The organism is Pseudomonas sp. 478 (genome assembly GCF_003254125.1).
In the GTDB taxonomy this organism is placed as follows: domain Bacteria; phylum Pseudomonadota; class Gammaproteobacteria; order Pseudomonadales; family Pseudomonadaceae; genus Aquipseudomonas.
Window position 1 is genome coordinate 192664 of sequence record NZ_QKZG01000006.1, and the last position, 24876, is coordinate 217539.

Annotated in this window: 28 protein-coding genes; 13 read left to right on the forward strand and 15 right to left on the reverse strand. The window is 59.3% G+C overall.

Translation table 11 applies throughout. The annotated features are described in order from the left end of the window. Positions 1-104 precede the first annotated feature (104 nt). Positions 105-587, reverse strand: coding sequence for a glutathione peroxidase (locus tag DFS28_RS14640; protein ID WP_008150716.1), 483 nt, complete (start codon positions 585-587; stop codon positions 105-107). A 125-nt stretch (positions 588-712) separates the two neighbouring features. Continuing rightward, positions 713-1198 (reverse strand): peptidylprolyl isomerase, encoded by a 486-nt coding sequence (locus DFS28_RS14645; RefSeq protein WP_008150718.1) that lies wholly within the window; start codon positions 1196-1198, stop codon positions 713-715. Between DFS28_RS14645 and DFS28_RS14650 the strand changes: the two genes are divergently transcribed. The 3 genes from DFS28_RS14650 to DFS28_RS14660 are packed head-to-tail and all read left to right on the forward strand — an operon-like array spanning position 1167 to position 4574. After that, on the forward strand, positions 1167-1505 hold the full coding sequence (locus tag DFS28_RS14650; RefSeq protein WP_111450509.1) for a DUF3565 domain-containing protein: 339 nt from the start codon (positions 1167-1169) through the stop codon (positions 1503-1505). The genes DFS28_RS14645 and DFS28_RS14650 overlap by 32 nt on opposite strands. A 60-nt stretch (positions 1506-1565) precedes the next feature. Further along, complete coding sequence (gene pta, locus DFS28_RS14655) at positions 1566-3665, forward strand: phosphate acetyltransferase (protein ID WP_008150719.1); 2100 nt, start codon at positions 1566-1568, stop codon at positions 3663-3665. Beyond that, the gene (locus DFS28_RS14660; RefSeq protein WP_111450395.1) at positions 3666-4574 is read left to right on the forward strand and encodes an acyltransferase; all 909 of its coding nucleotides are present in this window, start codon (positions 3666-3668) and stop codon (positions 4572-4574) included. 162 nt (positions 4575-4736) lie between these two features. On the opposite strand, the gene cysN is transcribed toward DFS28_RS14660, so the two are convergent. The 3 genes from cysN to DFS28_RS14680 form a co-directional block, all read right to left on the reverse strand. After that, positions 4737-6635, reverse strand: coding sequence for a sulfate adenylyltransferase subunit CysN (cysN, locus tag DFS28_RS14665; RefSeq protein ID WP_046045871.1), 1899 nt, complete (start codon positions 6633-6635; stop codon positions 4737-4739). Positions 6636-6644: 9 nt separating this feature from the next. Then, the gene (gene cysD, locus DFS28_RS14670) at positions 6645-7562 is read right to left on the reverse strand and encodes a sulfate adenylyltransferase subunit CysD (RefSeq protein ID WP_030128620.1); all 918 of its coding nucleotides are present in this window, start codon (positions 7560-7562) and stop codon (positions 6645-6647) included. A gap of 251 nt (positions 7563-7813) precedes the next feature. Continuing rightward, complete coding sequence (locus tag DFS28_RS14680) at positions 7814-8572, reverse strand: Nif3-like dinuclear metal center hexameric protein (RefSeq protein WP_046045869.1); 759 nt, start codon at positions 8570-8572, stop codon at positions 7814-7816. A 102-nt stretch (positions 8573-8674) separates the two neighbouring features. Here DFS28_RS14680 and algW point away from each other — a divergent pair, with 102 nt between their 5' ends. After that, entirely contained in the window at positions 8675-9835 is a 1161-nt protein-coding gene (algW, locus tag DFS28_RS14685) for a Do family serine endopeptidase AlgW (RefSeq protein WP_111450397.1), read from the forward strand. Between the two features lie 61 nt (positions 9836-9896). On the opposite strand, the gene hisC is transcribed toward algW, so the two are convergent. From hisC to DFS28_RS14735, 10 genes are all read right to left on the reverse strand, one after another. Further along, positions 9897-10949 (reverse strand): histidinol-phosphate transaminase, encoded by a 1053-nt coding sequence (gene hisC / locus DFS28_RS14690; protein ID WP_111450398.1) that lies wholly within the window; start codon positions 10947-10949, stop codon positions 9897-9899. 2 nt (positions 10950-10951) lie between these two features. Then, positions 10952-12277 (reverse strand): histidinol dehydrogenase, encoded by a 1326-nt coding sequence (hisD, locus tag DFS28_RS14695; RefSeq protein WP_111450399.1) that lies wholly within the window; start codon positions 12275-12277, stop codon positions 10952-10954. Positions 12278-12401: 124 nt separating this feature from the next. Further along, positions 12402-13037: an ATP phosphoribosyltransferase gene (hisG, locus tag DFS28_RS14700; RefSeq protein ID WP_007901570.1), complete on the reverse strand. Its 636-nt coding sequence runs from the start codon at positions 13035-13037 to the stop codon at positions 12402-12404. Between the two features lie 126 nt (positions 13038-13163). Beyond that, positions 13164-14429, reverse strand: coding sequence for a UDP-N-acetylglucosamine 1-carboxyvinyltransferase (gene murA, locus DFS28_RS14705; protein WP_111450400.1), 1266 nt, complete (start codon positions 14427-14429; stop codon positions 13164-13166). Positions 14430-14451: 22 nt separating this feature from the next. Further along, positions 14452-14691 carry a BolA family protein gene (locus DFS28_RS14710; protein WP_007912386.1) on the reverse strand — a complete coding sequence of 80 codons (240 nt, stop codon included), beginning with the start codon at positions 14689-14691 and terminating at the stop codon, positions 14452-14454. A gap of 113 nt (positions 14692-14804) precedes the next feature. Beyond that, the gene (locus DFS28_RS14715; RefSeq protein WP_008150739.1) at positions 14805-15110 is read right to left on the reverse strand and encodes a lipid asymmetry maintenance protein MlaB; all 306 of its coding nucleotides are present in this window, start codon (positions 15108-15110) and stop codon (positions 14805-14807) included. Next, positions 15107-15763 carry a phospholipid-binding protein MlaC gene (locus tag DFS28_RS14720; RefSeq protein ID WP_111450401.1) on the reverse strand — a complete coding sequence of 219 codons (657 nt, stop codon included), beginning with the start codon at positions 15761-15763 and terminating at the stop codon, positions 15107-15109. Before DFS28_RS14720 ends, DFS28_RS14715 begins: the two co-directional genes overlap by 4 nt. An 11-nt stretch (positions 15764-15774) precedes the next feature. Beyond that, positions 15775-16242: an outer membrane lipid asymmetry maintenance protein MlaD gene (gene mlaD / locus DFS28_RS14725; protein ID WP_111450402.1), complete on the reverse strand. Its 468-nt coding sequence runs from the start codon at positions 16240-16242 to the stop codon at positions 15775-15777. Continuing rightward, complete coding sequence (mlaE, locus tag DFS28_RS14730) at positions 16242-17039, reverse strand: lipid asymmetry maintenance ABC transporter permease subunit MlaE (protein ID WP_111450403.1); 798 nt, start codon at positions 17037-17039, stop codon at positions 16242-16244. Before mlaE ends, mlaD begins: the two co-directional genes overlap by 1 nt. Further along, the gene (locus DFS28_RS14735) at positions 17039-17848 is read right to left on the reverse strand and encodes an ATP-binding cassette domain-containing protein (RefSeq protein ID WP_008150748.1); all 810 of its coding nucleotides are present in this window, start codon (positions 17846-17848) and stop codon (positions 17039-17041) included. Before DFS28_RS14735 ends, mlaE begins: the two co-directional genes overlap by 1 nt. A gap of 276 nt (positions 17849-18124) precedes the next feature. On the opposite strand from DFS28_RS14735, the gene DFS28_RS14740 reads away from it, so the two are divergent. The 9 genes from DFS28_RS14740 to rapZ all read left to right on the forward strand — a co-directional run bounded on the left by DFS28_RS14740 (position 18125) and on the right by rapZ (position 24861). Next, a complete protein-coding gene (locus DFS28_RS14740) occupies positions 18125-19099 on the forward strand; it encodes a KpsF/GutQ family sugar-phosphate isomerase (protein WP_008150750.1) in 975 nt (324 codons plus the stop codon). Further along, positions 19099-19623 (forward strand): HAD family hydrolase, encoded by a 525-nt coding sequence (locus DFS28_RS14745; RefSeq protein ID WP_033057989.1) that lies wholly within the window; start codon positions 19099-19101, stop codon positions 19621-19623. Before DFS28_RS14740 ends, DFS28_RS14745 begins: the two co-directional genes overlap by 1 nt. Positions 19624-19630: 7 nt before the next feature. Then, a complete protein-coding gene (lptC, locus tag DFS28_RS14750) occupies positions 19631-20203 on the forward strand; it encodes an LPS export ABC transporter periplasmic protein LptC (RefSeq protein WP_111450404.1) in 573 nt (190 codons plus the stop codon). Continuing rightward, positions 20190-20738 (forward strand): lipopolysaccharide transport periplasmic protein LptA, encoded by a 549-nt coding sequence (gene lptA, locus DFS28_RS14755; protein ID WP_111450405.1) that lies wholly within the window; start codon positions 20190-20192, stop codon positions 20736-20738. The genes lptC and lptA overlap by 14 nt, the downstream gene beginning before the upstream one ends. After that, positions 20738-21463 carry an LPS export ABC transporter ATP-binding protein gene (gene lptB, locus DFS28_RS14760; RefSeq protein ID WP_008150757.1) on the forward strand — a complete coding sequence of 242 codons (726 nt, stop codon included), beginning with the start codon at positions 20738-20740 and terminating at the stop codon, positions 21461-21463. The genes lptA and lptB overlap by 1 nt, the downstream gene beginning before the upstream one ends. A gap of 184 nt (positions 21464-21647) precedes the next feature. Further along, entirely contained in the window at positions 21648-23141 is a 1494-nt protein-coding gene (locus tag DFS28_RS14765; RefSeq protein WP_033053633.1) for an RNA polymerase factor sigma-54, read from the forward strand. Between the two features lie 74 nt (positions 23142-23215). After that, positions 23216-23524, forward strand: a complete 309-nt coding sequence (gene hpf / locus DFS28_RS14770) for a ribosome hibernation-promoting factor, HPF/YfiA family (RefSeq protein WP_007941242.1) — start codon at positions 23216-23218, stop codon at positions 23522-23524. A gap of 12 nt (positions 23525-23536) precedes the next feature. Then, positions 23537-24001, forward strand: a complete 465-nt coding sequence (gene ptsN / locus DFS28_RS14775; RefSeq protein WP_111450406.1) for a PTS IIA-like nitrogen regulatory protein PtsN — start codon at positions 23537-23539, stop codon at positions 23999-24001. Positions 24002-24003: 2 nt separating this feature from the next. Continuing rightward, entirely contained in the window at positions 24004-24861 is an 858-nt protein-coding gene (rapZ, locus tag DFS28_RS14780) for an RNase adapter RapZ (RefSeq protein ID WP_111450407.1), read from the forward strand. The last annotated feature ends 15 nt before the right edge of the window (positions 24862-24876 follow it).

Sequence of the window (24876 nt, forward strand, 5' to 3'; positions counted from 1 at the left end):
TAATATGCGGAGCGGCAAGCGAAGCACAGCACTATTGATTGCGGTGATTAAGGTTCAAAAGGCAGGCATAAAAAATCGCAGCTCAGTGGCTGCGATTTTTTGGTTCAGCTCAGGGCTTTTTCGATCGCATGAACGACAGTCGGATCATCCGGCGCCGTGCGCGGCGAGAATCGCGCCAGCACGCGACCATCCTTGCCCAGCAGGAATTTTTCGAAGTTCCAGGTAATGTCACCGGGAAATTCAGCACCCTCGCCCGCCAGCAGACGGTACAGCTGATGACGATCGTGACCGTTGACTTCCAGCTTGCTGGACAACGGAAAACTCACGCCGTAGTTGAGGCTGCAAAACGCCTGGATCTCTTGCTCGGTACCCGGTTCCTGCCCGGCAAACTGGTTGCACGGCAGGCCCAGCACGCTGAAGCCTTTGTCCTTGTATTGCTGGTAGAGGTTTTCCAGCGCCGCGTACTGTGGGGTCAGGCCACATTTGGAGGCGACGTTGACCACCAGCACGACATGCCCCTTGAAGGGCGCCAGAGGTAGCTCCTGACCATCCAGGCCTGTCAATTTAAGGTCGTGAAAAGCACTCATGACGAACTCCAGATTCCCGTGTTCTTCTCGAAACAGCCACTTGGCGGTGTCACCAGGGACAGCCGCGGACTAAAAAAGGCGCCCCTCGGGCGCCTCTCCAGTTCTCGAAAGCTTAGCGCAGAAAATCAGTGGTGATGGCCACCTTCGCCATGGACGTGACCATGAGCGATTTCTTCCTGGCTGGCATCACGGATGTCGATGATCTTGACCTGGAAGTTCAGGCGCTGACCGGCCAACGGGTGGTTGCCGTCGACGGTGACATCGTCGCCGTCCAGATCGCGAATGGTGACGATCTGCATCTGGCCGTCCGGAGCGGATGCGTGGAACTGCATGCCCACTTCCAGCTCGTCGACGCCTTCGAACATGCTGCGGCTCAAGGTGCTGACCAGTTCGGCAGCGTATTCGCCGTAGGCATCTTCAGGTTCAACGGCTACGGTCAGCTCGTCGCCGACTGTTTTGCCTTCCAGTGCCTTTTCCAGGCCCGGAATGATGTTACCTGCGCCTTGCAGGTAGACCAGCGGCGCGCCGCCGGCGGAGCTGTCGATGACCTCACCAGCGTCGTTGGTCAGGGTATAGTCGATGGAGACAGCCTTATTGGCGGCGATCAGCATGGGGCGAGACCTTTTGCATAAGAATGAAGAATGGCCAAGTTTAGCGAAGCAATCGCCCGAAAGCGAACACAACCCGGACAGACGGGTGACGGCGAAAGGCTCGACGGTCACAGGCTTCCATCAGGATGAGGACGGGCACTGGGTGGCCGAGCTTTCCTGCGGTCACACCCAGCACCTGCGCCACCAGCCACCGTGGCAATCCCGAGCCTGGGTGCTGGACCCTTTGCTGCGTAATGAAAAAATAGGCCAGCCCTTTGATTGCGGTTGGTGCGCACAAGGCTCGGTTAGCGCTAACCTTGGCGACTGAATTTCGGTAGAAGGCCAGTCATAGGCGTTCACCATTGCCATGCACCTCCAGAGAATCCGCATGCAAACTTTTTTTATCGCGCCCACCGATTTTGGTGTGGGTCTGACCTCCATCAGCCTCGGGCTGGTACGTACCCTTGAGCGGGCCGGCCTCAAGGTCGGCTTTTTCAAACCGATTGCCCAGCCGCATCCGGGTGACACCGGGCCTGAACGGTCCACCGAGCTGGTGGCGCGCACTCACGGTTTGAAACCGCCTCAGCCGCTCGGGCTGGCGCACGTCGAGCGCATGCTCGGCGACGGTCAGCTGGACGAGTTGCTCGAAGAAATCATCACCCTCTATCAGCAGGCGGCAGTCGGTAAGGATGTGCTGATCGTCGAAGGCATGGTCCCGACCCGCAGCGCCAGTTACGCTGCACGGGTCAATCTGCATTTGGCGAAAAGCCTCGACGCCGAAGTGATCCTGGTCTCGGCACCGGAAAACGAAGTGCTGACCGAACTGTCCGGCCGAGTGGAATTGCAGGCGCAATTGTTCGGCGGCCCCAAAGACCCGAAAGTCCTCGGCGTGATCCTCAACAAGGTCAAAACCGACGAGAGCATGGAGGCCTTCGCCTCGCGCTTGAAAGAGCATTCGCCGTTGCTGCGCAGTGGCGATTTCCGTCTGCTGGGCTGCATCCCGTTCCAGCCGGAATTGAACGCCCCGCGCACCCGTGACGTCGCCGACCTGATGGGCGCACAGATTCTCAATGCCGGTGATTACGAAACCCGGCGCATGACCAATATCATCATCTGCGCCCGCACCGTGCGTAACACCGTGGAGCTGCTCAAGCCCGGCGTGTTGGTGGTGACGCCCGGTGATCGCGACGACATCATCCTCGCCGTCAGCCTCGCCGCCATGAACGGCGTGCCGCTGGCCGGCCTGTTGCTGACCAGCGACACCCTGCCCGACCCGCGCATCATGGACCTCTGTCGTGGTGCGTTGCAGGCGGGCCTGCCGGTGTTGTCGGTGAGCACCGGTTCCTACGACACCGCTAACCAGTTGAACGGTTTGAACAAAGAAATCCCGATCGACGACCGCGAGCGCGCGGAGATCATCACCGATTTCGTTGCCAGCCACCTCGACGCCAAGTGGCTGCACCAACGCTGCGGCACGCCACGGGAAATGCGCCTGTCGCCAGCGGTGTTCCGTTATCAACTGATCCAGCGCGCCCAGGCTGCCAACAAACGCATCGTCCTGCCCGAAGGCAGCGAGCCGCTGACCGTGCAAGCCGCAGCGATCTGTCAGGCGCGCGGCATTGCCCGCTGCGTGTTGCTGGCGAAACCGGCAGACGTCGAAGCGGTCGCCCGCGCCCAAGGCATCGAGCTGCCGCCAGGGCTGGAAATCCTCGACCCGGACCTGATTCGCGAGCGCTACGTCGAGCCGATGGTCGCCCTGCGCAAAACCAAAAGCCTCAACGCGCCGATGGCTGAACAGCAACTGGAAGACACCGTGGTGATCGGCACCATGATGCTGGCGCTGGATGAAGTGGACGGCCTCGTGTCCGGGGTCATTCATTCCACCGCCAACACCATCCGCCCAGCCCTGCAACTGATCAAGACCGCGCCGGGCTGCACGCTGGTGTCGTCTGTGTTCTTCATGCTCTTCCCCGAAGAGGTTCTGGTCTACGGCGACTGCGTAATGAACCCGCACCCCAGCGCCAGCGAACTGGCCGAGATCGCCCTGCAAAGCGCCGACTCGGCAGCCGCCTTTGGCATCACCCCGCGCGTGGCGATGATCAGCTACTCCAGCGGTGAATCGGCCAGCGGCGAAGAAGTCGAGAAGGTGCGCGAAGCGACGTTGCTCGCCCATGAACAACAGAACTCGCTGTTGATCGACGGCCCATTGCAATACGACGCCGCCGCCAACGAAACCGTTGCCCGGCAACTGGCGCCGAACAGCCAGGTCGCCGGTCGCGCCACAGTGTTCGTGTTCCCCGACCTGAACACCGGCAACACCACCCACAAAGCCGTGCAACGCAGCGCCGATTGCGTCAGCCTCGGGCCGATGCTGCAAGGCCTGCGCAAACCGGTGAACGACCTGCCGCGCGGCGCGCAGGTCGATGACATCGTCTACACCATCGCGTTGACCGCGATTCAAGCTGCCAACCGACCTTTGGATCTTTAAATGCTGGATTCCCTACCTGCACCGCTGCGAGGCGTCATTGCCTCGCTGCTGTTGGCGCTGAACACGATTGCCTGCTGCACACCGCTGTTCATCGTGGCGATTTTCAAACTGCTTTTGCCCTTCCCCGCCGCCCAGCGTTTTACCGATTGGCTGATGAGCCACATCCACGAAGCCTGGATCAGCAACAACAAGGCCTGGATGGACTTGCTCGGACACACGCGCTGGACCCTCAGCGGCCTGGAAGGTCTGGACTATCAGCACTCGTATCTGATCACCAGCAACCACCAGAGCTGGGTCGACATCATGGTGTTGCAATACGTGCTGAACCGGAAGATTCGCCCGCTGAAGTTCTTCCTCAAACAGGAACTGATCTGGGTGCCGGTGATTGGTCTGGCGTGGTGGGCGCTTGGCTTTCCGTTCATGAAGCGCTACTCCAAGGCCTACCTGGAGAAGCACCCGGAGAAGAAAGGCAAAGACCTGGAAACCACCCGCAAGACCTGCGACAAGTTCCGCCATAACCCGGTGGGGATTTTCAACTTCGTCGAAGGGACGCGTTTCACCGATGGCAAGCATGCCCAGCAGAAATCGCCGTTCAAGCATCTGCTCAAGCCCAAGGCTGGCGGCATTGCGTTTGTGCTGGATGCCATGGGTGAGCAGCTGGAAGCCATCGTCAACGTGACCATTCACTATCCGGCCGGCCGTCCTGGTTACTGGGATTTGCTCTGTGGGAACGTGAAGGACGTAGTGGTGCACTTTCAGGAGCTGAAGATTCCGCCGCAGTTCATCGGCAAGAACTACGACCAGGATGGGGAGTATCGCTTGCAGTTTCAGGGCTGGATCAATCAGATGTGGCAGGACAAGGATGCGTTGCTTGCGCAAATGCACCGCGAGTATCCCGCCAAGTCTTGAGGTGCCTGTACTGGCCCCATCGCGAGCAGGCTCGCTCCCACAAGTTCAGTGTTCGCCGAAGATCCACTGTGGGAGCGAGCCTGCTCGCGATGGCGATCTCAAAGACACAAAAAAACCCGCCGATGATCACTCATCGGCGGGTTTTTTATTAGCGGCTAACGCTTAGATCGCGCCACGCTTGCGCAGCAGATCCAGCACTTGCTTAACGCTTTCTTCCAGCGACAGCGACTGGGTGTCGACCACAAGGTCGGCGTCCAGTGGCACGTCGTACGGGAAGGAATCGCCCGGGATGTTATCCCCGGCCGCCGCGTACAGGCCTTGTGGGTCACGCTCGGCACAGACTGTCGGCGAGGCCTGGACGTAGACCGTCAGCAGACGTTCCTTGCCGATCAGCTCCCGGGCTTGCTCACGACCTTCGGCACTCGGCGCAACGAAGGCCGCCAGCGTCAGCAGACCGGCTTCGTTGAACTGACGCGCAACGTGCGCCGCACGACGCCAGTTCTCGGTACGCCCGGCGCGATCCTGTGGCAGACCTTTGTTCAGGTCGTGACGCAGGTTCTGGCCATCGAGTACAAACACCGCACGGCCCATGTCGAACAGCTTGCGTTCAACGGCGTAAGCCAGGGTGCTTTTGCCAGCGCCCGACAAGCCGCTGAACAACACGGTGGCCGGTTGCTGGCCGAAGCGCTGGGCGCGTTCTTCGGTGGCAACGTGCGCCAGTTTGCCGTGATGCGTGCTGGTGCCATGGCTCAACGGCTGAGCGATGATCATGCCGGCCGCAACGGTGCCATTGGTCAAACGATCGATGACGATGAACGAACCGGTGGTGCGGTTGCTCGCGTAACCGTCCAGCGCGATGGCCGCGTCGAGGCTGATCTTGACCCGACCGATCTCGTTCAAGTGCAACGAACTCGCCGGACCTTCTTCCAGGGTGTTCACGTCAACGCGGTTGACGATGCTGGTGATCGAACCCGGCACGTAGGTGGTGGCGCGCTTGATGTCGTATTTCTTGCCCGGCAGCATCGGCTCTTCGGCCATCCATACCAGCATGGCGTCGAAGGCGTCGGTCACTTGCGGCTGGTTGTCGGCGTGCACCAGCAAGTCGCCGCGGGAGATGTCGATCTCGTCTTCCATGGTCAGCGTCACCGCTTGACCAGGACCGGCGTGCTCCAGTTCACCTTCGAAGGTGACGATGGATTTCACACGGCTGCTCTTGCCCGACGGCAGCACCACGACTTCGTCGCCCTTGTGCACGACGCCGCTGGCCAGCGTACCGGCGAAACCACGGAAGTTCAGGTTCGGACGGTTGACGTACTGCACCGGGAAACGCAGGTCGGTGTAGTTGCGGTCGTTGGCGATCTCGACGGTTTCAAGGATTTCCATCAGCGACTGGCCGGTGTACCACGGCGAGCGCTCGGACTTGTTCACCACGTTGTCGCCCTTGAGCGCCGACATCGGCACGAAGGCCATGGTGGTCGGTTTGAACGCAATGCCTTCGGCGAACTTCAGGTAATCGGCCTTGATCGACTCGAAGACTGTTTCGTCGAAACCGTTGAGGTCCATCTTGTTGATGGCGACAACGATGTGTTTGATGCCCAGCAACGAGGCAATGAAGCTGTGGCGACGGGTCTGGGTCTGCACGCCGTAACGGGCGTCGACCAGGATGATCGCCAGGTCACAGGTGGACGCACCGGTGGCCATGTTGCGGGTGTACTGCTCATGGCCAGGGGTGTCGGCAATGATGAATTTGCGTTTGGCGGTGGAGAAGTAGCGGTAAGCGACATCGATGGTGATGCCCTGCTCACGCTCGGCCTGCAGGCCGTCGACCAGCAATGCCAGGTCGATGTCGTCGCCAGTGGTGCCGACTTTTTTCGAGTCGCGGGTAATGGCTTCCAGGTGATCTTCGTAGATCATTTTGGAGTCGTGCAGCAGGCGCCCGATCAGGGTGCTCTTGCCGTCGTCGACGTTGCCACAGGTCAGAAAGCGCAGCATTTCCTTGCGTTCGTGCTGGCCCAGGTAGGCGAGGATGTCCTCGCTGATCAAATCAGATGCGTGCGACATGACAACCCCTTAGAAATAACCCTGACGTTTCTTTTCTTCCATCGAGCCTGCGCCATCGTGATCGATGACCCGGCCCTGGCGTTCGGAAGTTCGCGTCAGGAGCATTTCCTGAATGATGTCGGTCAGGCTGGTGGCCTCGGACTCGACCGCACCGGTCAACGGGTAGTCGCCGAGTGTACGGAAGCGGACCTTCTTCTTGACGATGCGCGCCTTGTCTTCATCGCTCAGGTGATTGAGCAGGCGTTCGTCGTCGATCATGATCCATGTGCCATTCATCTCGATAACGTCGCGCTCGGCGGCGAAATACAGCGGCACAATCGGGATGCCTTCGAGGTAGATGTACTGCCAGATGTCCAGTTCGGTCCAGTTCGACAACGGGAAAACACGGATCGATTCGCCCTTGTTGACCTTGCCGTTGTAGACGTTCCACAACTCGGGACGCTGGTTTTTCGGGTCCCAGCGGTGCTTGGTATCGCGGAAGGAATACACGCGCTCTTTGGCACGGGATTTCTCTTCGTCACGACGGGCACCACCGAAAGCGGCATCGAAACCGTACTTGTCGAGGGCCTGCTTGAGGCCTTCGGTTTTCATGATATCGGTGTGCTTGGCGCTGCCGTGGGTGAGCGGGTTAATACCCTGCGCAACACCCTCGGGATTCACGTGTACCAGCAGGTCAAGGCCGAGCTCTTCGACCATGCGGTCGCGGAACGCGTACATTTCCTTGAACTTCCACCGGGTGTCGACGTGCATCACCGGGAACGGCAGTTTGCCCGGGAAGAATGCCTTGCGCGCAAGGTGCAGCATCACGGCGGAGTCTTTACCGACGGAGTACAGCATCACCGGGTTATCGAACTCGGCGGCGACCTCGCGGATGATGTGGATGCTTTCGGCCTCCAGCTGTTTCAGATGCGTCAGTTTGTCGACCATGGCTACTCACGAAAACGATCTTATGGACGGCCAGCGGGCCGTGTTCGAGCGAGGAATCCTAGCACAGCGACCTCTTCTAATCAGGACGCAAGCTAGATCGAAAGGGTATATGAATATACCTGCCTGTTCGGGTGTATTGGGTCCTGTGGGAGCGAGCCTGCTCGCGATAGCGGTGTGTCAGTCACATCAATGTCGGATGTGACGCAGCCATCGCGAGCAGGCTCGCTCCTACAGTGGATCGGGGAGGTGATTCAGATCGGATTCGGGCAATCGATGAAGATGTGCTCGAGGGCAAAGCGCCGCGCCAGATAATCGCCCAACGCCTGCACGCCATAACGCTCGGTGGCGTGATGGCCGGCGGCGATGAAGCTGATGTCGTTTTCCCGGGCGCTGTGGAAGGTCTGCTCGGATGCCTCACCGCTGAGGTACAAGTCGACGCCCGCCAGCACGGCCTGATCGATGTACCCCTGACCGCCACCGGTGCACCAGCCAACGCGGCGAATCATCTCGCTGCCTTCGATCAGCAACGGCTCGCGACCCATGACTTCTTGTACACGACGGGCAAAATCGCGGGCCGTCACCGGCTCGTTCAATGAACCGACCAGCCCGACAACTTTGAGATTGTCCGGATCCAATGGGCCTTCCACTGTGATATCGAGCTGACGTGCCAGCTGAACGTTATTGCCGACTTCTGGGTGCAGATCCAGCGGCAGATGGTAGGACAACAGGCTGATATCGTGCTTGAGCAGGGTTTTCAACCGACGCTGCTTCATGCCGGTGATGCACGGATTCTCGCCTTTCCAGAAATAGCCGTGATGCACCAGTACCAGGTCGGCGCTGGCTTCCACAGCGGCGTCGAGCAACGCCTGGCTGGCGGTGACGCCACTGACGATGCGCATGACCTGCGGCCGGCCTTCGACCTGCAACCCGTTGGGGCAGTAATCGGCAATCTTTGCACTGTTAAGGTAACGGTCGGCTTCTTCGACCAGGGTGCTCAAGGCGACGGCCATAAAAGACTCCTAAATATCCCGTTCAGAGGCACGCTTCGCCTCGTATAATGCGCGACATTATGGGCGGTCTCATACCGCCTGCAACCTCTCAGGACGTGCTTAATGCTCAAAGCGCTGCGTTTTTCCGGCTGGCCGCTGTTGGCCGGCGTGCTTATTGCCCTGTTAATCATCCAGCGTTACCCGCAGTGGGTCGGACTCCCGAGCCTCGACGTCAACATGCAGCAAGCCCCGCAAACCACCACCATGCAACAAGGTCCGGTGTCCTATGCCGACGCAGTGACCACGGCCGCACCTTCGGTGGTCAACCTGTACACCACCAAAGTCATCAACAAACCGAACCATCCGCTGTTCGAGGATCCGCAGTTCCGTCGTTTCTTCGGCGACAACTCGCCCAAGCAGAAGCGCATGGAATCGAGCCTCGGCTCGGGCGTGATCATGAGCCCGGAAGGTTACCTGCTGACCAACAACCACGTGACCACCGGCGCCGACCAGATTGTGGTAGCGCTCAAGGACGGGCGTGAAACCCTGGCCCGAGTGATCGGCAGCGACCCGGAAACCGACCTCGCGGTCCTGAAGATCGACTTGAAGAATCTTCCATCGATCACCGTCGGGCGCTCCGACAACATCCGCATCGGCGACGTGGCCCTGGCCATCGGCAACCCGTTCGGCGTCGGCCAGACCGTGACCATGGGCATCATCAGCGCCACCGGGCGCAATCAGCTGGGCTTGAACAACTACGAAGACTTTATCCAGACCGACGCGGCGATCAACCCCGGCAACTCCGGCGGTGCGCTGGTGGATGCCAACGGCAACCTGACCGGCATCAACACGGCGATCTTCTCCAAGTCCGGCGGTTCGCAGGGCATCGGTTTCGCAATCCCGGTGAAACTGGCCATGGAAGTGATGAAGTCGATCATTGAGCACGGCCAGGTGATTCGCGGCTGGCTCGGTATCGAAGTGCAGCCGCTGAGCCAGGAACTGGCGGAATCGTTTGGCCTGTCGGGGCGGCCGGGCATTGTGGTCGCGGGGATTTTCCGTGACGGCCCGGCACAGAAGGCCGGCCTGCAACTGGGTGACGTGATCCTCAGCATCGACGGCGAACCGGCGGGCGATGGTCGCAAGTCAATGAACCAGGTGGCGCGCATCAAGCCGACCGACAAGGTGACGATTCAGGTGATGCGCAATGGCAAAGAGCTGAAGCTCACGGCAGAAATCGGTCTGCGTCCGCCGCCTGCGCCGATCAAGGAAAAAGAAGAAGAGTAAGCCGTCGATACCAAACCCCTGTGGGAGCGAGCCTGCTCGCTCCCACAGGGTCAGTGTTGAGTCAGAGGTCGCCGAGGCCGTCGATCAACGCCTGATTCTGCTCCGGTGTGCCAATCGAGATCCGCAGGAACTGGGCAATCCGTTCCTGCTTGAAGTGCCGAACGATCACGCCTTGCTCACGCAACTTCGCCGCCAGCCCTGCCGCGTCGTGTTTCGGATGACGGGCGAAGATGAAGTTCGCCGCCGACGGCAACACTTCAAAGCCTTTCGCTTGCAGTTGCGCAACGACCTTTTCACGATTCTCGATGACCAACCGGCAAGTCTTGTCGAAGTACTCACGATCTTCGAACGCTGCGGCTGCACCGACATTCGCCAGACGATCCAGCGGATAGGAGTTGAAGCTGTTCTTGATCCGCTCCAGCGCCTCGATCAGGTCTGGGTGCCCCACCGCCAGCCCCACCCTCAGGCCCGCCAGTGAACGGGACTTGGACAGGGTCTGGGTCACCAGCAGGTTCGGATAACGATCCACCAGGCTGATCGCCGTCTCACCGCCGAAATCGATGTAAGCCTCATCCACCACGACCACCGAATCCGGGCTGGCCTTGAGGATTTGCTCCACGGCATCCAGCGCCAACAGGCAGCCGGTCGGTGCGTTCGGATTCGGGAAGATGATCCCGCCGTTCGGCTTGGCGTAGTCCGCCGGGTTGATCTGGAACTGCTCGTCCAGCGCCACCGCGTCGAAGGCGATGCCGTACAACCCGCAGTAAACCGGATAGAAGCTGTAGCTGATGTCCGGGAACAGCACTGGATTATCGTGTTGCAGCAAGCCGTGAAAAATGTGCGCCAGTACTTCGTCGGAACCGTTGCCGAGGAACACCTGATTGCTCTGCACGCCGTAGTACCTGGCCACCGCGCTCTTCAGCAGATCGCTGTTCGGGTCCGGGTACAGACGCAAATTGTCGTTCAGTTCGGTCTGCATCGCCGCCAAGGCTTTTGGCGATGGTCCATACGGGTTTTCGTTGGTGTTGAGCTTCACCAGTTTCGCCAGTTTCGGCTGCTCGCCCGGCACGTAAGGCACCAGGCTCTTGACGAAGGGACTCCAGAATTTACTCATGCTCAGTTGCCCTTCTTATCGTCAACGATGCGGTATTCGGCACTGCGCGCGTGAGCGGTCAGCGACTCGCCACGGGCCAGCACGGAAGCGGTTTTGCCCAGTTCCGACGCACCCTGCTCGGAGCAGTAGATGATCGACGAGCGCTTCTGGAAGTCGTACACACCCAGCGGCGAGGAGAAACGCGCGGTGCCGGAGGTAGGCAACACGTGGTTCGGGCCGGCGCAGTAGTCGCCCAAGGCTTCAGAGGTGTGACGGCCCATGAAGATCGCGCCAGCGTGGCGAATCTTCGGCAGCCAGGCCTGCGGATCAGCAACGGACAACTCAAGGTGTTCCGGTGCGATGCGGTTGGCCACTTCGATGGCCTGGTCCATGTCGCGGACCTTGATCAGGGCACCACGGCCATTGATCGACGTTTCGATGATCTCGGCGCGTTCCATGGTCGGCAGCAGTTTGGCGATGCTGGCGGCGACCTTGTCGAGGAACTCGGCGTCCGGGCTGACCAGAATCGCCTGGGCGTCTTCGTCGTGCTCAGCCTGGGAGAACAGGTCCATGGCGATCCAGTCCGGATCCGTCTGGCCGTCGCAGACCACGAGGATTTCGGATGGGCCGGCGATCATGTCGATGCCGACCTGGCCGAACACGTGCCGCTTGGCGGTGGCGACATAGATGTTGCCCGGACCGACCACCTTGTCGACCTTCGGCACGCTTTCGGTGCCGTAAGCCAGCGCGGCAACCGCTTGGGCGCCGCCGATGGTGAACACGCGGTCGACGCCGGCGATGCAGGCAGCGGCCAGCACCAGCTCGTTGATTTCGCCACGAGGCGTCGGCACTACCATGACCACTTCAGTCACGCCGGCCACCTTGGCCGGAATCGCGTTCATCAGTACCGAGGACGGATAAGACGCTTTGCCGCCCGGTACGTACAACCCGGCGCGATCCAGCGGCGTGACCTTCTGGCCCAGCACGGTGCCGTCGGCTTCGGTGTAGCTCCAGGAATCCTGTTTCTGTTTCTCGTGGTAGCTGCGTACTCGGGACGCGGCTTTTTCCAGGGCTTCACGCTGTGGCACGGTGATTCGGGTCAGGGCCAGTTCCAGGCGCTCACGAGGCAGAATCAGGTCCGCCATGGACGCGACCTGCAGGCCGTCGAACTTCTGGGTGAATTCCACCAGCGCCGCATCGCCACGCTCGCGCACGGCCTTGATGATGTCCAGCACCCGCTGATTGACCGAGTCGTCAGACACACTTTCCCAGCTCAGCAGATGATCCAGATGATGTGCGAAATCCGGGTCAGCAGCGTTGAGTCGGCGAATTGCAGTCGGTGCGGTCATAGCGAGAGCCTCATAGGAATGGCGAAAACTCAGGTACCCGAAGCTACCATCGATCCGCTTGGGCACCTGAGAATTCTGGCTATGAGGCGGATAGACGGGCGCGACTTAACGTCGCGCAGGTAAATCAGCCGCGGTGTCGAGACTCCACTGCCTTGCGCAGGGTGTCGATCAACGCCTGGATACGGGCGTGTTGCATTTTCATCGAAGCTTTGTTCACGATCAGCCGGGAGCTGATGTCGGCAATGAAATCCTGGGGTTCCAGACCATTGGCGCGCAGGGTGTTGCCGGTGTCGACCACGTCGATGATCTTGTCTGCCAGACCGATCAGCGGCGCCAGTTCCATCGAGCCATAGAGCTTGATGATGTCGACCTGACGGCCCTGTTCGGCGTAGTAGCGCTTGGCAACGTTGACGAATTTGGTCGCCACACGCAGGCGGCCCTTGGGCTCGACATCGCCGACACGGCCAGCCGTCATCAGCTTGCACAGGGCAATTCGCAGGTCCAACGGCTCGTACAAACCCTGGCCGCCATATTCCATCAGCACATCTTTACCGGCGACGCCCAGGTCAGCGGCACCATGTTCGACGTAAGTCGGCACATCGGTGGCGCGCACGATCAGCAGACGTACATCGGCCTGGGTCGTGGGGATGATCAGCTTGCGGCTCTTGTCCGGATTCTCGGTCGGCACGATGCCCGCTTCAGCCAGAAGCGGCAGGGTGTCGTCAAGGATACGGCCCTTGGACAGTGCGATGGTCAACATGGGAAACGTCAGTCCTTATCAAGGTACTCATGCCCGGTCGCAAATGGCGCCGGACACACATCGAGCCGGAAACCGGCTCGACTTCAACAAATCAACGAGCGCGTCCCTGCGCCCATGCAGCAGAAACTAGCCCGGTACGCGGCGGATCTTGGCGCCGAGCATCTGCAGTTTCTCTTCGATGCACTCGTAACCACGGTCGATGTGGTAGATGCGATCGATCAGGGTGTCGCCTTCGGCGATCAGCGCCGAGATCACCAGGCTGGCCGAAGCACGCAGGTCGGTGGCCATGACTGGCGCCCCCTTCAGCGTTTCGGTGCCAGTGACGATGGCGGTGTTGCCTTCAACCTGGATCTTGGCGCCCATGCGGTGCAGTTCGTACACGTGCATGAAGCGGTTTTCGAAGATCGTCTCGATCACGGCACCGGTGCCTTCGGCAATGGCGTTGAGGGAGATGAACTGCGCCTGCATATCGGTCGGGAACGCCGGGTACGGAGCGGTACGCACGTTAACGGCTTTTGGCCGCTTGCCGTGCATGTTCAGCTCGATCCAGTCTTCGCCGCAGGTGATTTCGGCACCCGATTCCTTGAGTTTCTCAAGAACGGCTTCGAGGATGGTCGGATCGGTGTCCTTGACCTTCACACGACCGCCGGTCACAGCAGCGGCGACCAGGTAAGTGCCGGTCTCGATACGGTCAGGCATCACTTTGTAAGTGGTCGGGTGCAGACGCTCGACGCCATCGATGGTGATGGTGTCAGTGCCGGCGCCAGTGATCTTGGCGCCCATGGCGATCAGGAAGTTCGCCAGGTCGATGACTTCAGGTTCGCGAGCGGCGTTTGCCAGAACGCTACGGCCCTTGGCCAGAGCGGCCGCCATCATGATGTTTTCGGTACCGGTCACACTGACGGTGTCGAAGAAGAAGTGCGCACCGCGCAGGCCACCTTCAGGCGCCTTGGCCTTGATGTAGCCGCCTTCGACGTCGATGACCGCGCCCATGGCTTCGAGGCCACGAATGTGCAGGTCAACCGGACGCGAACCAATGGCGCAACCGCCAGGCAGTGCGACTTCGGCTTCACCGAAACGGGCAACCATAGGGCCCAGCACCAGGATCGACGCACGCATGGTTTTCACCAGTTCGTACGGAGCGATCAGGGTCTTGATGGTGCGCGGGTCGATTTCGACGCTGAGTTTCTCGTCGATCACCGGCTCGATGCCCATACGACCGAACAGCTCGATCATGGTGGTGATGTCGTGCAGGTGCGGCAGGTTGGCAACAGTCACCGGGCCATCGCACAGCAAGGTTGCAGCCAGGATCGGCAGGGCAGAGTTCTTTGCCCCGGAGATGCGGATTTCGCCATCAAGACGAACGCCACCGGTAATTATCAATTTATCCATAAGAATCTCGACGCCCTTGGGCTCAGGTGCGCTCGGCCCAGGCCGCGCTGCTGAAAAATTTCATAGTGACCGCATGGATGCTGCCATCGGTGATCCATGGGTTCAAATGGGCATAGATCTGCTGCTGACGCTTCACCGGGCTCAACGCCGCCAGTTCATCGCTAATCACGTTCAGCTGAAAGTTGCAGCCTTCGCCCTCGACTTCTACTAGGGTTCCTGGCAGCTTTCCTTCAAGGAAGCTCTTCACTTCTACGGCCTGCATGCTCAACCTCAATCGGCGCCCTGTGCGCGCGGGTCGGACATCATACAAAAAAGCCCCGCGCCTGCGAACCCCGCGAAGCAGGACTCTGACGGGGGGCTTCTTAATAGATGCGGTTAGGGGTGCGCCAACAGCTCGGTCAATTCGCTGACCTGAGCGATTTCGCGCATGTCTTCTGGCATCCCGCGGATGCTCAGCGCCTTGCCGGCCGCCTCTGCATCACGCATGAAGCACAGCAGCAGCGACAAGCCGACACTGCTGGACTTCAACACTGCCGAGCAATCGACCACCAGTGCAGCGGCCTTGCTGGATTTGATCAGCGCCTGCCCCTGCTTGCGCAAACCGGGGCCGGTGCGGTAATCCAGCATGCCGCTGAGCGTCAGCTCGCCGGATTCGCTCATGCGAATGGCCGACACACTCATTGAGCTTGCTTCTCGGGTGTTTGCTTCTGGCTGGCTTCCTTGGCTTTGGCCACTTCCCCGGCCCAACCATTGATGGTCTTGTCCAGGTCGTTGCCATTGCGCTGCATGGCATCAGCGAACTGATCACGGAACAGCTTGCCGATGTTAATGCCGTTGATGATCACGTTACGCAGCTTCCACTCGCCATTGATCTTTTCGAGTGTGTAGGACACAGGATAGATCGCGCCGTTGGTGCCTTTGACCGTCATGGCAACGCTTGTACGGTCTCCCGACTCATCCTTGGCAGGGTCGACGATGATCCCCTGATTGTTGTACTCGAGCAAAGCGTTGCCATAGAACTGAAACAGACCCTTTTTGAAGTTTTCTTCAAAGGTCTTCATTTGCGCAGGCGTGGCTTTGCGCGAATATTTGACCGTCATGATGCTCTTGGAAATGCCCTCGGCATCCACAACAGGTCCGACGATGGTGTTCAGCGCCGTATAGAAGTCTTGCGGGTCTTGCTTGTACTTCTCTTTATTGGCCGACAGATCGGCAAGTAGCCGATTGGTGGTGTCCTGCACGATATCGTGCGCTGAGGGCGCCGCCACGGCGTTAGCCATCAACGGCAGGGCCGCGAGTAATACCAACAGGCCACGTCGCAAGGTAGAGATCATTCAAAAGCTCCTCATTTGGCGTCTTTACTAACGGTATTGAGCAGAAATTTACCGATCAGGTCTTCGAGTACCAGCGACGACTGCGTGTCGTGGATGGTTGAGCCGTCCTTGAGCAAGCTTTCTTCGCCGCCCACGCTGAGACCGATGTACTTCTCGCCCAACAGGCCAGCGGTCAGGATAGATGCAGTGGAGTCAGTCGGCAGGTTATCTACGCGTTTTTCCAGCTGCATGGTCACTCGACCGGTGAAACTGTCGCGGTCCAGATCGATCGCCGTGACCTTGCCGATGGTCACACCGGCCATGGTCACTTTAGCTCTGACAGTCAAACCGGCGATATTGTCGAAATACGCATAAAGTTTATAAGTGTCGGTGGTTGCGCTCGGGGACAGGCCACTCACCCGCAACGCCAGCAACAGCAAAGCCAGGATGCCAGCCAGCAAGAAAAGGCCGACACCGATTTCCAGGGTGCGGTTTTGCATCAGAAATCTCCAAACATCAAGGCGGTCAGAATAAAGTCCAGGCCGAGTACAGCCAAAGAGGCATACACCACGGTTTTGGTAGTGGCACGACTGATCCCCTCGGAAGTGGGCTCGCAGTCATAGCCTTGGAATACGGCGATCCAGGTCACGACAAAGGCGAAAACGATGCTTTTGATGATGCCGTTGAGCACATCGTCTGCAAAGGTCACGCTGTTCTGCATGTTGGACCAGTAGGAACCTTCATAGACACCCAGCCAGTCGACGGCCACCCACGAACCACCCCAGATGCCCACCACGCTGAAGATCATCGCCAGCACCGGCAGGGAAATGAAGCCGGCCCACAGGCGCGGGGCAATGATGTATTTGAGCGGGTCGACACCAATCATTTCCAGACTGGACAACTGCTCGGTGGACTTCATGTTGCCGATTTCGGCAGTCAATGCCGAACCGGCGCGCCCGGCGAACAGCAATGCCGTGACCACGGGCCCCAGTTCACGCAACAGCGTCAGCGCAACCATCTGGCCGACCGCCTGCTCCGAACCATAGCTGGATAGAATATTGAAGCCTTGCAGCGCCAACACCATGCCGATGAACACCCCGGAGACCACGATGATCACCAGGGACATTACGCCCACCGAATGCAGCTGCTTGATCAGCAAGCCAAAACCGCCGCCAATGCCGCCACGACCGAACAAGGCATGAAACAGGAATATTGCCGAACGGCCGAACACCCCCAGCACGTCAATGCCAGAGTGGCCGAACCGGCGAACCCGTTCTATTAGTGAAATCTTGCGCATCAACGCTGCCCCAGAAGATCTGCGCGGTAATCCGTCGCTGGAAAGTGATAGGCAACCGGACCGTCAGGCTCGCCTGTCATGAATTGACGGATGCGTGGCTCCTGCGAGTTCATCAGCTCCTCGGGAGTGCCCTGCCCCAATACCTGGCCTTCGCCGACGACATAGATGTAATCGGCGATGCTCGCGGTCTCGGCCAGGTCGTGGGAGACCACGATACTGGTGATGCCCAGCGCATCGTTGAGCAGGCGGATCAGACGCACCAGCACCCCCATGGCGATGGGGTCCTGGCCGACAAAGGGCTCGTCATACATGAGGATCTGCGGATCGAGGGCAATCGCCCGCGCCAAAGCGACGCGACGTTTCATGCCGCCGGACAACTCGTCAGGCATCAGGTCGATGGCACCACGCAAGCCCACGGCCTGCAATTTGAGCAGGACGATGTCCCGGATCATTTCTTCCGGAAGTTCGGTATGAACGCGTAGCGGAAAGGCCACGTTCTCGAACACATCGAGATCGGTGAACAGTGCACCGCTCTGAAACAGCACGCCCATGTGCTTTCGCGCATCGAACAGGTCACTGCGCGACAGTTTCGGCAGGTTCTGTCCATTGACCCAGACTTCGCCTTTGGTAGGCCGCAACTGTGCGCCCATCAACCGCAACAGCGTAGTCTTGCCACACCCGGAAGGCCCCATGATGCCGGTGACCTTGCCGCGCGGGATACGTATATCGACGTTATTGAAAATGCTGCGCGTTCCGCGCTTGAAGGTCAGTCCCTTCAGCTCGACCGCGTAGGCTTTATCGGCACTCATCTAATCTCCTTGCGATGCAGCCTCTCACTCGGACGCCTGACTTTCTGGCGAAAGCACATACCTCCCGGGCAGGCCGAACTGGCGGCGAACTATATCACTGCAAAGGCCAAGCGCCCAAGGCCCAAGCCGGGCCATGTTGAGCAACATGACGAGGTAAAAGCTTCTATTTAGGGGTATTCGGTAACCGGGAATGACAAAGCGCGACGAACTTGCGTGAGGGTTTCGATCATTACCGTTATAATCGCCGCCTTTTCATCAGGCTATACGATTTCTGACATGAGCCAATCCAGCGACCTGATTCAATCAGCACAACGCACCATCCGCCTCGAACTGGAAGCCGTACAAGGCTTGTTGCCCCGTATCGACGCGGATTTCGTACGCGCTTGCGAAATGATTCTGGCCAGCAAAGGGCGCGTGGTCGTGGTCGGCATGGGCAAATCGGGGCACATCGGCAACAAGATCGCCGCCACCCTGGCCAGCACCGGCACCACAGCCTTTTTCGTGCACCCGGCCGAAGCCAGCCACGGCGATATGGGCATGATCACCCGCGACGACATCATCCTGGCGCTGTCGAACTCCGGCTCTACCAATGAAATCGTCACCCTGCTGCCGCTGATCAAACGCCTGGGCATTCAATTGATCAGCATGACCGGCAACCCTGATTCACCGCTGGCGAAGGCTGCCGAGGTCAACCTCAACGTGCACGTCGAGCACGAAGCCTGCCCGCTCAACCTGGCACCAACCTCGTCGACCACTGCCGCCTTGGTCATGGGCGACGCCCTGGCCGTTGCGCTGCTGGAAGCCCGCGGTTTTACCGCTGAAGATTTCGCCTTTTCCCACCCCGGCGGCGCGCTTGGCCGACGCCTGCTGCTGAAAGTGGAAACCGTCATGCACGCCGGAGCAGAACTGCCCCAGGTGCAACGTGGCACGCTACTCAAGGACGCCTTGATGGAAATGACCCGCAAGGGCCTGGGCATGACTGCGATTGTGGAGGCCGATGGCAAACTGGCCGGGATCTTCACCGACGGCGACTTGCGCCGCACCCTTGACCGGACCATCGACATCCACCATACGACCATCGACGAGGTCATGACCGTCCACGGCAAGACCGCCCGGGCCGATATGCTTGCGGCAGAGGCCCTGAAAATCATGGAAGACCATCGAATCAACGCGCTGGTAGTGGTGGACAAGGAGGACCGTCCGATCGGCGCCTTCAACCTGTCCGATCTGCTGCGTGCAGGAGTAATGTAATGAGCACCGACCTGCTGCAACGCGGCAAGAACATCAAACTGGCGGTTTTTGACGTCGATGGCGTACTGACTGACGGACGCCTGTACTTCCTCGAAGACGGCAGCGAATTCAAGACGTTCAACACCCTCGACGGCCAAGGTATCAAGATGTTGATGGCAGCCGGCGTGCAGACCGCTATCATCAGTGGCCGCAAAACCCCGGTGGTCGAGCGACGCGCGAAGAACCTCGGTATTCCACACGTGTACCAAGGGCGCGAGGACAAACTGGTGGTGCTCGACGAGCTTCTTGCCCAACTCAACCTAAGCTATGAGCAAGTCGCCTATCTCGGTGACGACCTGCCGGACCTGCCAGTGATTCGCCGCGTCGGCCTGGGCATGGCGGTGGCAAACGCCGCCAGTTTCGTCCGTGAACACGCCCACGGCATCACCCAGGCCCGCGGGGGCGAGGGTGCCGCTCGCGAATTCTGCGAATTGATCCTGCGCGCGCAGGGCCGCCTTGATGCGGCAAACGCCGCGTACCTGTGAGCCAACTATGCTGAGCAAAAAGATTCGCAAATTCCTGGTGTTCGGTTGCATCGCCGCGATATTCGCAGCGGTCGGCTACTGGAACATCAGCCCGGAACGCTTCCTCGACAAGCCGGTGGCAAAGATCGATGAAACCGAGATCGACTATTACGCGATCAACGCCCACAGCGTGCAATATCTGCCGGATGGCAGACTGCAATACGAAATGACGTCCGACAAGGTTGAACACCTGAAAGCCACCGAAGTGACGCTGCTGACCAATCCCGACCTGAACATGTTCCGCGGCACCGAGTTTCCGTGGCACGTCCAGAGCGAGCACGGCGAAGTGAATCCCGACGGCACTCAGGTCGAACTGATTGACTCGGTGCGCATCACGCGCTTCGACGAGAAAAACCGCAAGACCCTGATTACCACCACCCGCATGACAGTGTTCCCGCAGCAGCAATATGCGCAGACCGAGCAACCCGTTAGAATCGACGGCGCTGGTGGTGTGTCGACTGGCAAGGGAATGAAAGCGTATTTGAAAGAAAGCAGGATACACCTGCTATCGAACGTAAGAGGACAGTATGAGGCTCGTTAAAACCCTCCCTATTTTGCTCGGTCTGAGCGCAGCACTGGGAAGCGTGAGCGCCTGGGCACTGCCGACCGATCAAACGCAGCCTATCCGCATTCAGGCCGACGATGCCCAGCTGGACGACAAGAATGGCGTTGCCACCTATAAAGGTGACGTGATCATCACTCAGGGCTCGATGATCGTTAAAGGCAACACCGTGACCATCACCCGCACGCCGACCGGCGACATTGACGTGGTGACTTCGGTGGGCAACCTCGCCTATTTCGAGCAACTGCAAACTGCAGGCGACACCAAACCCGTTCAGGGCTGGGGCGTGACCATCCAGTACCACGCAGCGCAAAACCGCGTCGTGCTGATCGACAAGGCAAAAGTTGTCGACAAGGACAACAACGTCACCCAAGGCGAGAAAATCGTCTATGACACGGTCAAAAAGCTGGCCAGCGCCGGTCGCGCGACGGGCAACAAGGTCACCGAGTCGCGTCCGCGCATCGACATGGTGATCCAGCCGAAGAAGAAAACCGACGAGCAAAAGGCCCAGTAATGGCAACTCTGAAAGCTCAGCATCTGGCCAAGAGCTACAAGAGCCGCCAGGTCGTGCGTGACGTCAGCCTGTCGATCGACAGCGGTCAGATCGTCGGTCTCCTAGGCCCAAACGGCGCCGGCAAGACCACCTGCTTTTACATGATTGTCGGCCTGGTACAGGCCGATCAGGGCCGCGTACTGATTGACGACCTGGATGTCAGCCACCAGCCTATGCATGGTCGTGCGAAGGCTGGCATCGGCTATCTTCCGCAAGAAGCATCGATCTTCCGCAAACTTTCGGTAGCCGACAACATCATGGCGATCCTCGAGACCCGCAAGGAACTCGACAAGGCCGGTCGTCGCCAAGAGCTGGAAAGCCTGCTGCAGGAATTCCACATCAGCCACATCCGCGACAACCTCGGGATGAGCCTGTCCGGTGGTGAGCGCCGCCGTGTGGAAATCGCCCGGGCACTGGCTACCAACCCGAAATTCATCCTGCTCGACGAACCGTTCGCCGGCGTGGACCCGATTTCGGTGGGCGACATCAAGCAGATCATCTATCACCTCAAGGCCAAGGGCATTGGTGTGCTGATCACTGACCACAACGTCCGTGAAACCCTGGATATCTGCGAAACCGCCTACATCGTCAACGATGGCCAGCTGATCGCCGAAGGTGACTCTGCCACCATCCTGGCCAACGACCTGGTCAAGGAAGTGTATCTGGGCCATGAGTTCCGCCTGTAAGCACTGAGGTGTCTGGCTGGTTGCCCGGGCGCTCGTCTCGATAAAAAATCAACATTTTTTTATTGTTACAGCGCTCTAGGCAAACGCTGCAGTTTCGGGCATATAATTTGCTTATGTTTGGCGCTCCGGCGCCCTGTAGTGGATGGCGCATGTGCGCCGGCGAATAAGGTGTTAAGCCCCTGCCATGAAACCATCGCTAGTCTTGAGAATGGGCCAGCAGCTGACGATGACACCGCAGCTGCAACAGGCCATCCGCCTGCTCCAATTGTCGACCCTGGACCTGCAACAGGAAATCCAGGAGGCCCTGGAGTCCAATCCGATGCTCGAACGCCAGGAAGAAGGCGACGACTTCGATAACGCCGACCCCTTGGCCGACAAAGCCGAACAGCAACCTAACGCCGACATTCAGGAACCCTCCTACCAGGAAACCGCCCCGACGGTTGATAACCTCGAGGAAGGCGACTGGAACGAGCGCATCCCCAACGAACTGCCCGTCGATACCGCGTGGGAAGACGTCTACCAGACCAGCGCCAGCAGCCTGCCAAGCAACGATGACGACGAGTGGGACTTCACCACCCGGACATCGGCCGGCGAAAGCCTGCAAAGCCACCTGCTGTGGCAACTGAACCTGGCCCCGATGTCCGACACCGATCGCCTGATCGCCGTGACCCTGATCGACTGCATCAACAATCAGGGCTACCTGGACGAAACCCTCGAGGAGATTCTCGAAGCCTTCGACCCGGAACTGGACATCGAACTGGACGAAATCGAAGCCGTCCTGCACCGCATCCAGCAATTCGAACCCGCTGGCATCGGCGCCCGCAACCTGGGCGAATGCCTGCTGCTGCAATTGCGCCAGTTACCCGCCAAGACGCCTTGGCTGGTCGAGGCCAAACGCCTGGTCACCGATTACATCGACCTGCTCGGCAGCCGCGATTACAGCCAACTGATGCGCCGCATGAAGCTCAAGGAAGACGAACTGCGCCAGGTGATTGAACTGGTGCAGAGCCTCAACCCGCGCCCAGGCTCGCAAATCGAGTCCAGCGAAGCCGAATACGTCGTTCCCGATGTGATCGTACGCAAGGACAACGAGCGCTGGCTGGTGGAGCTGAACCAGGAATCCGTGCCACGACTGCGGGTCAACGCTCAATACGCCGGTTTCGTGCGCCGCGCCGACACCAGCGCCGACAACACCTTCATGCGCAATCAGTTGCAAGAGGCTCGCTGGTTCATCAAGAGCCTGCAAAGCCGCAACGAAACCCTGATGAAAGTAGCCACTCAGATCGTCGAGCATCAGCGTGGTTTTCTTGAATACGGCGACGAAGCCATGAAACCGCTGGTCCTGCATGACATCGCTGAAGCGGTGGGCATGCACGAGTCGACGATTTCACGGGTGACCACGCAGAAATTCATGCATACCCCACGGGGCATATATGAACTGAAATACTTTTTTTCCAGCCACGTCAGCACCTCCGAGGGCGGTGAATGCTCATCCACGGCGATCCGCGCGATCATCAAAAAACTGGTTGCCGCGGAAAATCAGAAAAAGCCGTTGAGTGACAGCAAGATCGCTGGTTTACTGGAGGCACAAGGCATTCAGGTGGCTCGCCGCACCGTCGCCAAGTACCGCGAATCCCTCGGGATCGCGCCTTCGAGCGAACGCAAGCGGTTGATGTAGAGCCACGCCACAGCGTTCCAGTGGCAGGCATTTCTGCCTGCCGCTTTATGCACTGGCAACGAAGGAGAAGCTGTATGCAAGTCAACATCAGTGGACACCAACTGGAAGTGACCGAACCTCTTCGCACCTACATCGGCGAAAAACTCGAACGATTAGAGAGGCATTTCGACAAGATCACCAACGTGCAGGTCACGATGACGGTCGAAAAGCTCAAGCAGAAAATCGAAGCCACGCTGCATATTCCCGGCAATGAAGTGGTCGCAAACGCGGAGCATACCGATATGTACGCGGCGATCGACGCACTGACCGACAAGCTGGATAAACAACTCAAAAAGCATAAGGAAAAGACCCAAAGCCTCCTTCAGGGCGCGACCGGTCGTTAACACTCCCAACCCATGATCCGACTTGAAAGCATCCTGACCCCCGGCCGTTCCCTCGTGAACGTGCCGGGCGGCAGTAAAAAGAAAGCCCTTGAGCAAATTGCCAACCTTATCCACAAAGAAGTGCCGGATCTGGAGATGCAAGATGTCTTCGAGGCTCTGATTGCCCGTGAAAAGCTCGGCTCAACCGGTTTTGGCAACGGCATCGCCATTCCCCATTGCCGCCTGAAGGGCTGCACCTCGCCCATCAGTGCCCTGATGCACCTTGATGCACCCATTGATTTCGACGCCATCGACGGCGCCCCGGTTGACCTGCTGTTCGTTCTGCTGGTCCCGCAAGCCGCTACCGATGCGCACCTGGAGTTACTGCGCCAGATCGCCAGCATGCTCGACCGCAAGGAAGTGCGCGAAAAACTGCGCAGCGCCTCGAGCAATGAAGCCTTGTATCAGGTTGTCCTGGACGAGCAAAACGGTCATTAATCATGCGCTTGATCATCGTCAGTGGCCGCTCCGGCTCAGGTAAAAGTACCGCACTCGATGTTCTCGAGGACAACGGCTACTACTGCATCGACAACCTGCCCGCCGGTCTGCTGCCGGAACTGGCCGAACGTGCGTTAATCCACACTGAGCTGGCGCAACCGCTGGTTGCCGTATCGATCGATGCGCGTAACTTGCCGAGTCACTTGTCGCGGTTTCCCGAACTGCTGGAAGAAGTGCGCAGCCGGCATATCCAGTGTGATGTGCTTTATCTGGACGCCGACGAAGAAACCTTGCTCAAACGGTTCTCGGAAACCCGCCGTCGTCACCCGCTGAGCAATGCCAATCGCTCGCTGGCCGAGGCCATCAACGATGAGACCGCGCTGCTCGGGCCGATTGCCGACCTCGCCGATCTCAAAGTAAACACCACCAACCTGAACCTGTATCAGCTGCGAGATACCATCAAGCTGCGCCTGCTGAACCAGCCGGAATCCGGTACGGCGTTCCTGGTGGAGTCTTTCGGTTTCAAGCGTGGCATGCCAGTGGACGCTGATCTGGTGTTCGACGTGCGCTGCCTGCCGAACCCTTACTGGAAGCCAGAGTTGCGCGATCAATCCGGGCTCGACCAACCGGTTGCCGATTACCTGGCGGCACAGCCGGACGTCGAAGAGATGTTCCAGGACATCTCCACCTACTTGATAAAATGGCTACCCCGTTTTGCCGCCAGCAACCGCGCTTATGTCACCATTGCCATTGGCTGCACCGGCGGCCATCACCGCTCCGTCTACCTGACCGAACGTCTGGGCCAGGCCCTGCAAAAATCCCTGAAGAACGTCCAGGTTCGCCACCGCGACCTCAGCTAAAGGATTCACACCGCG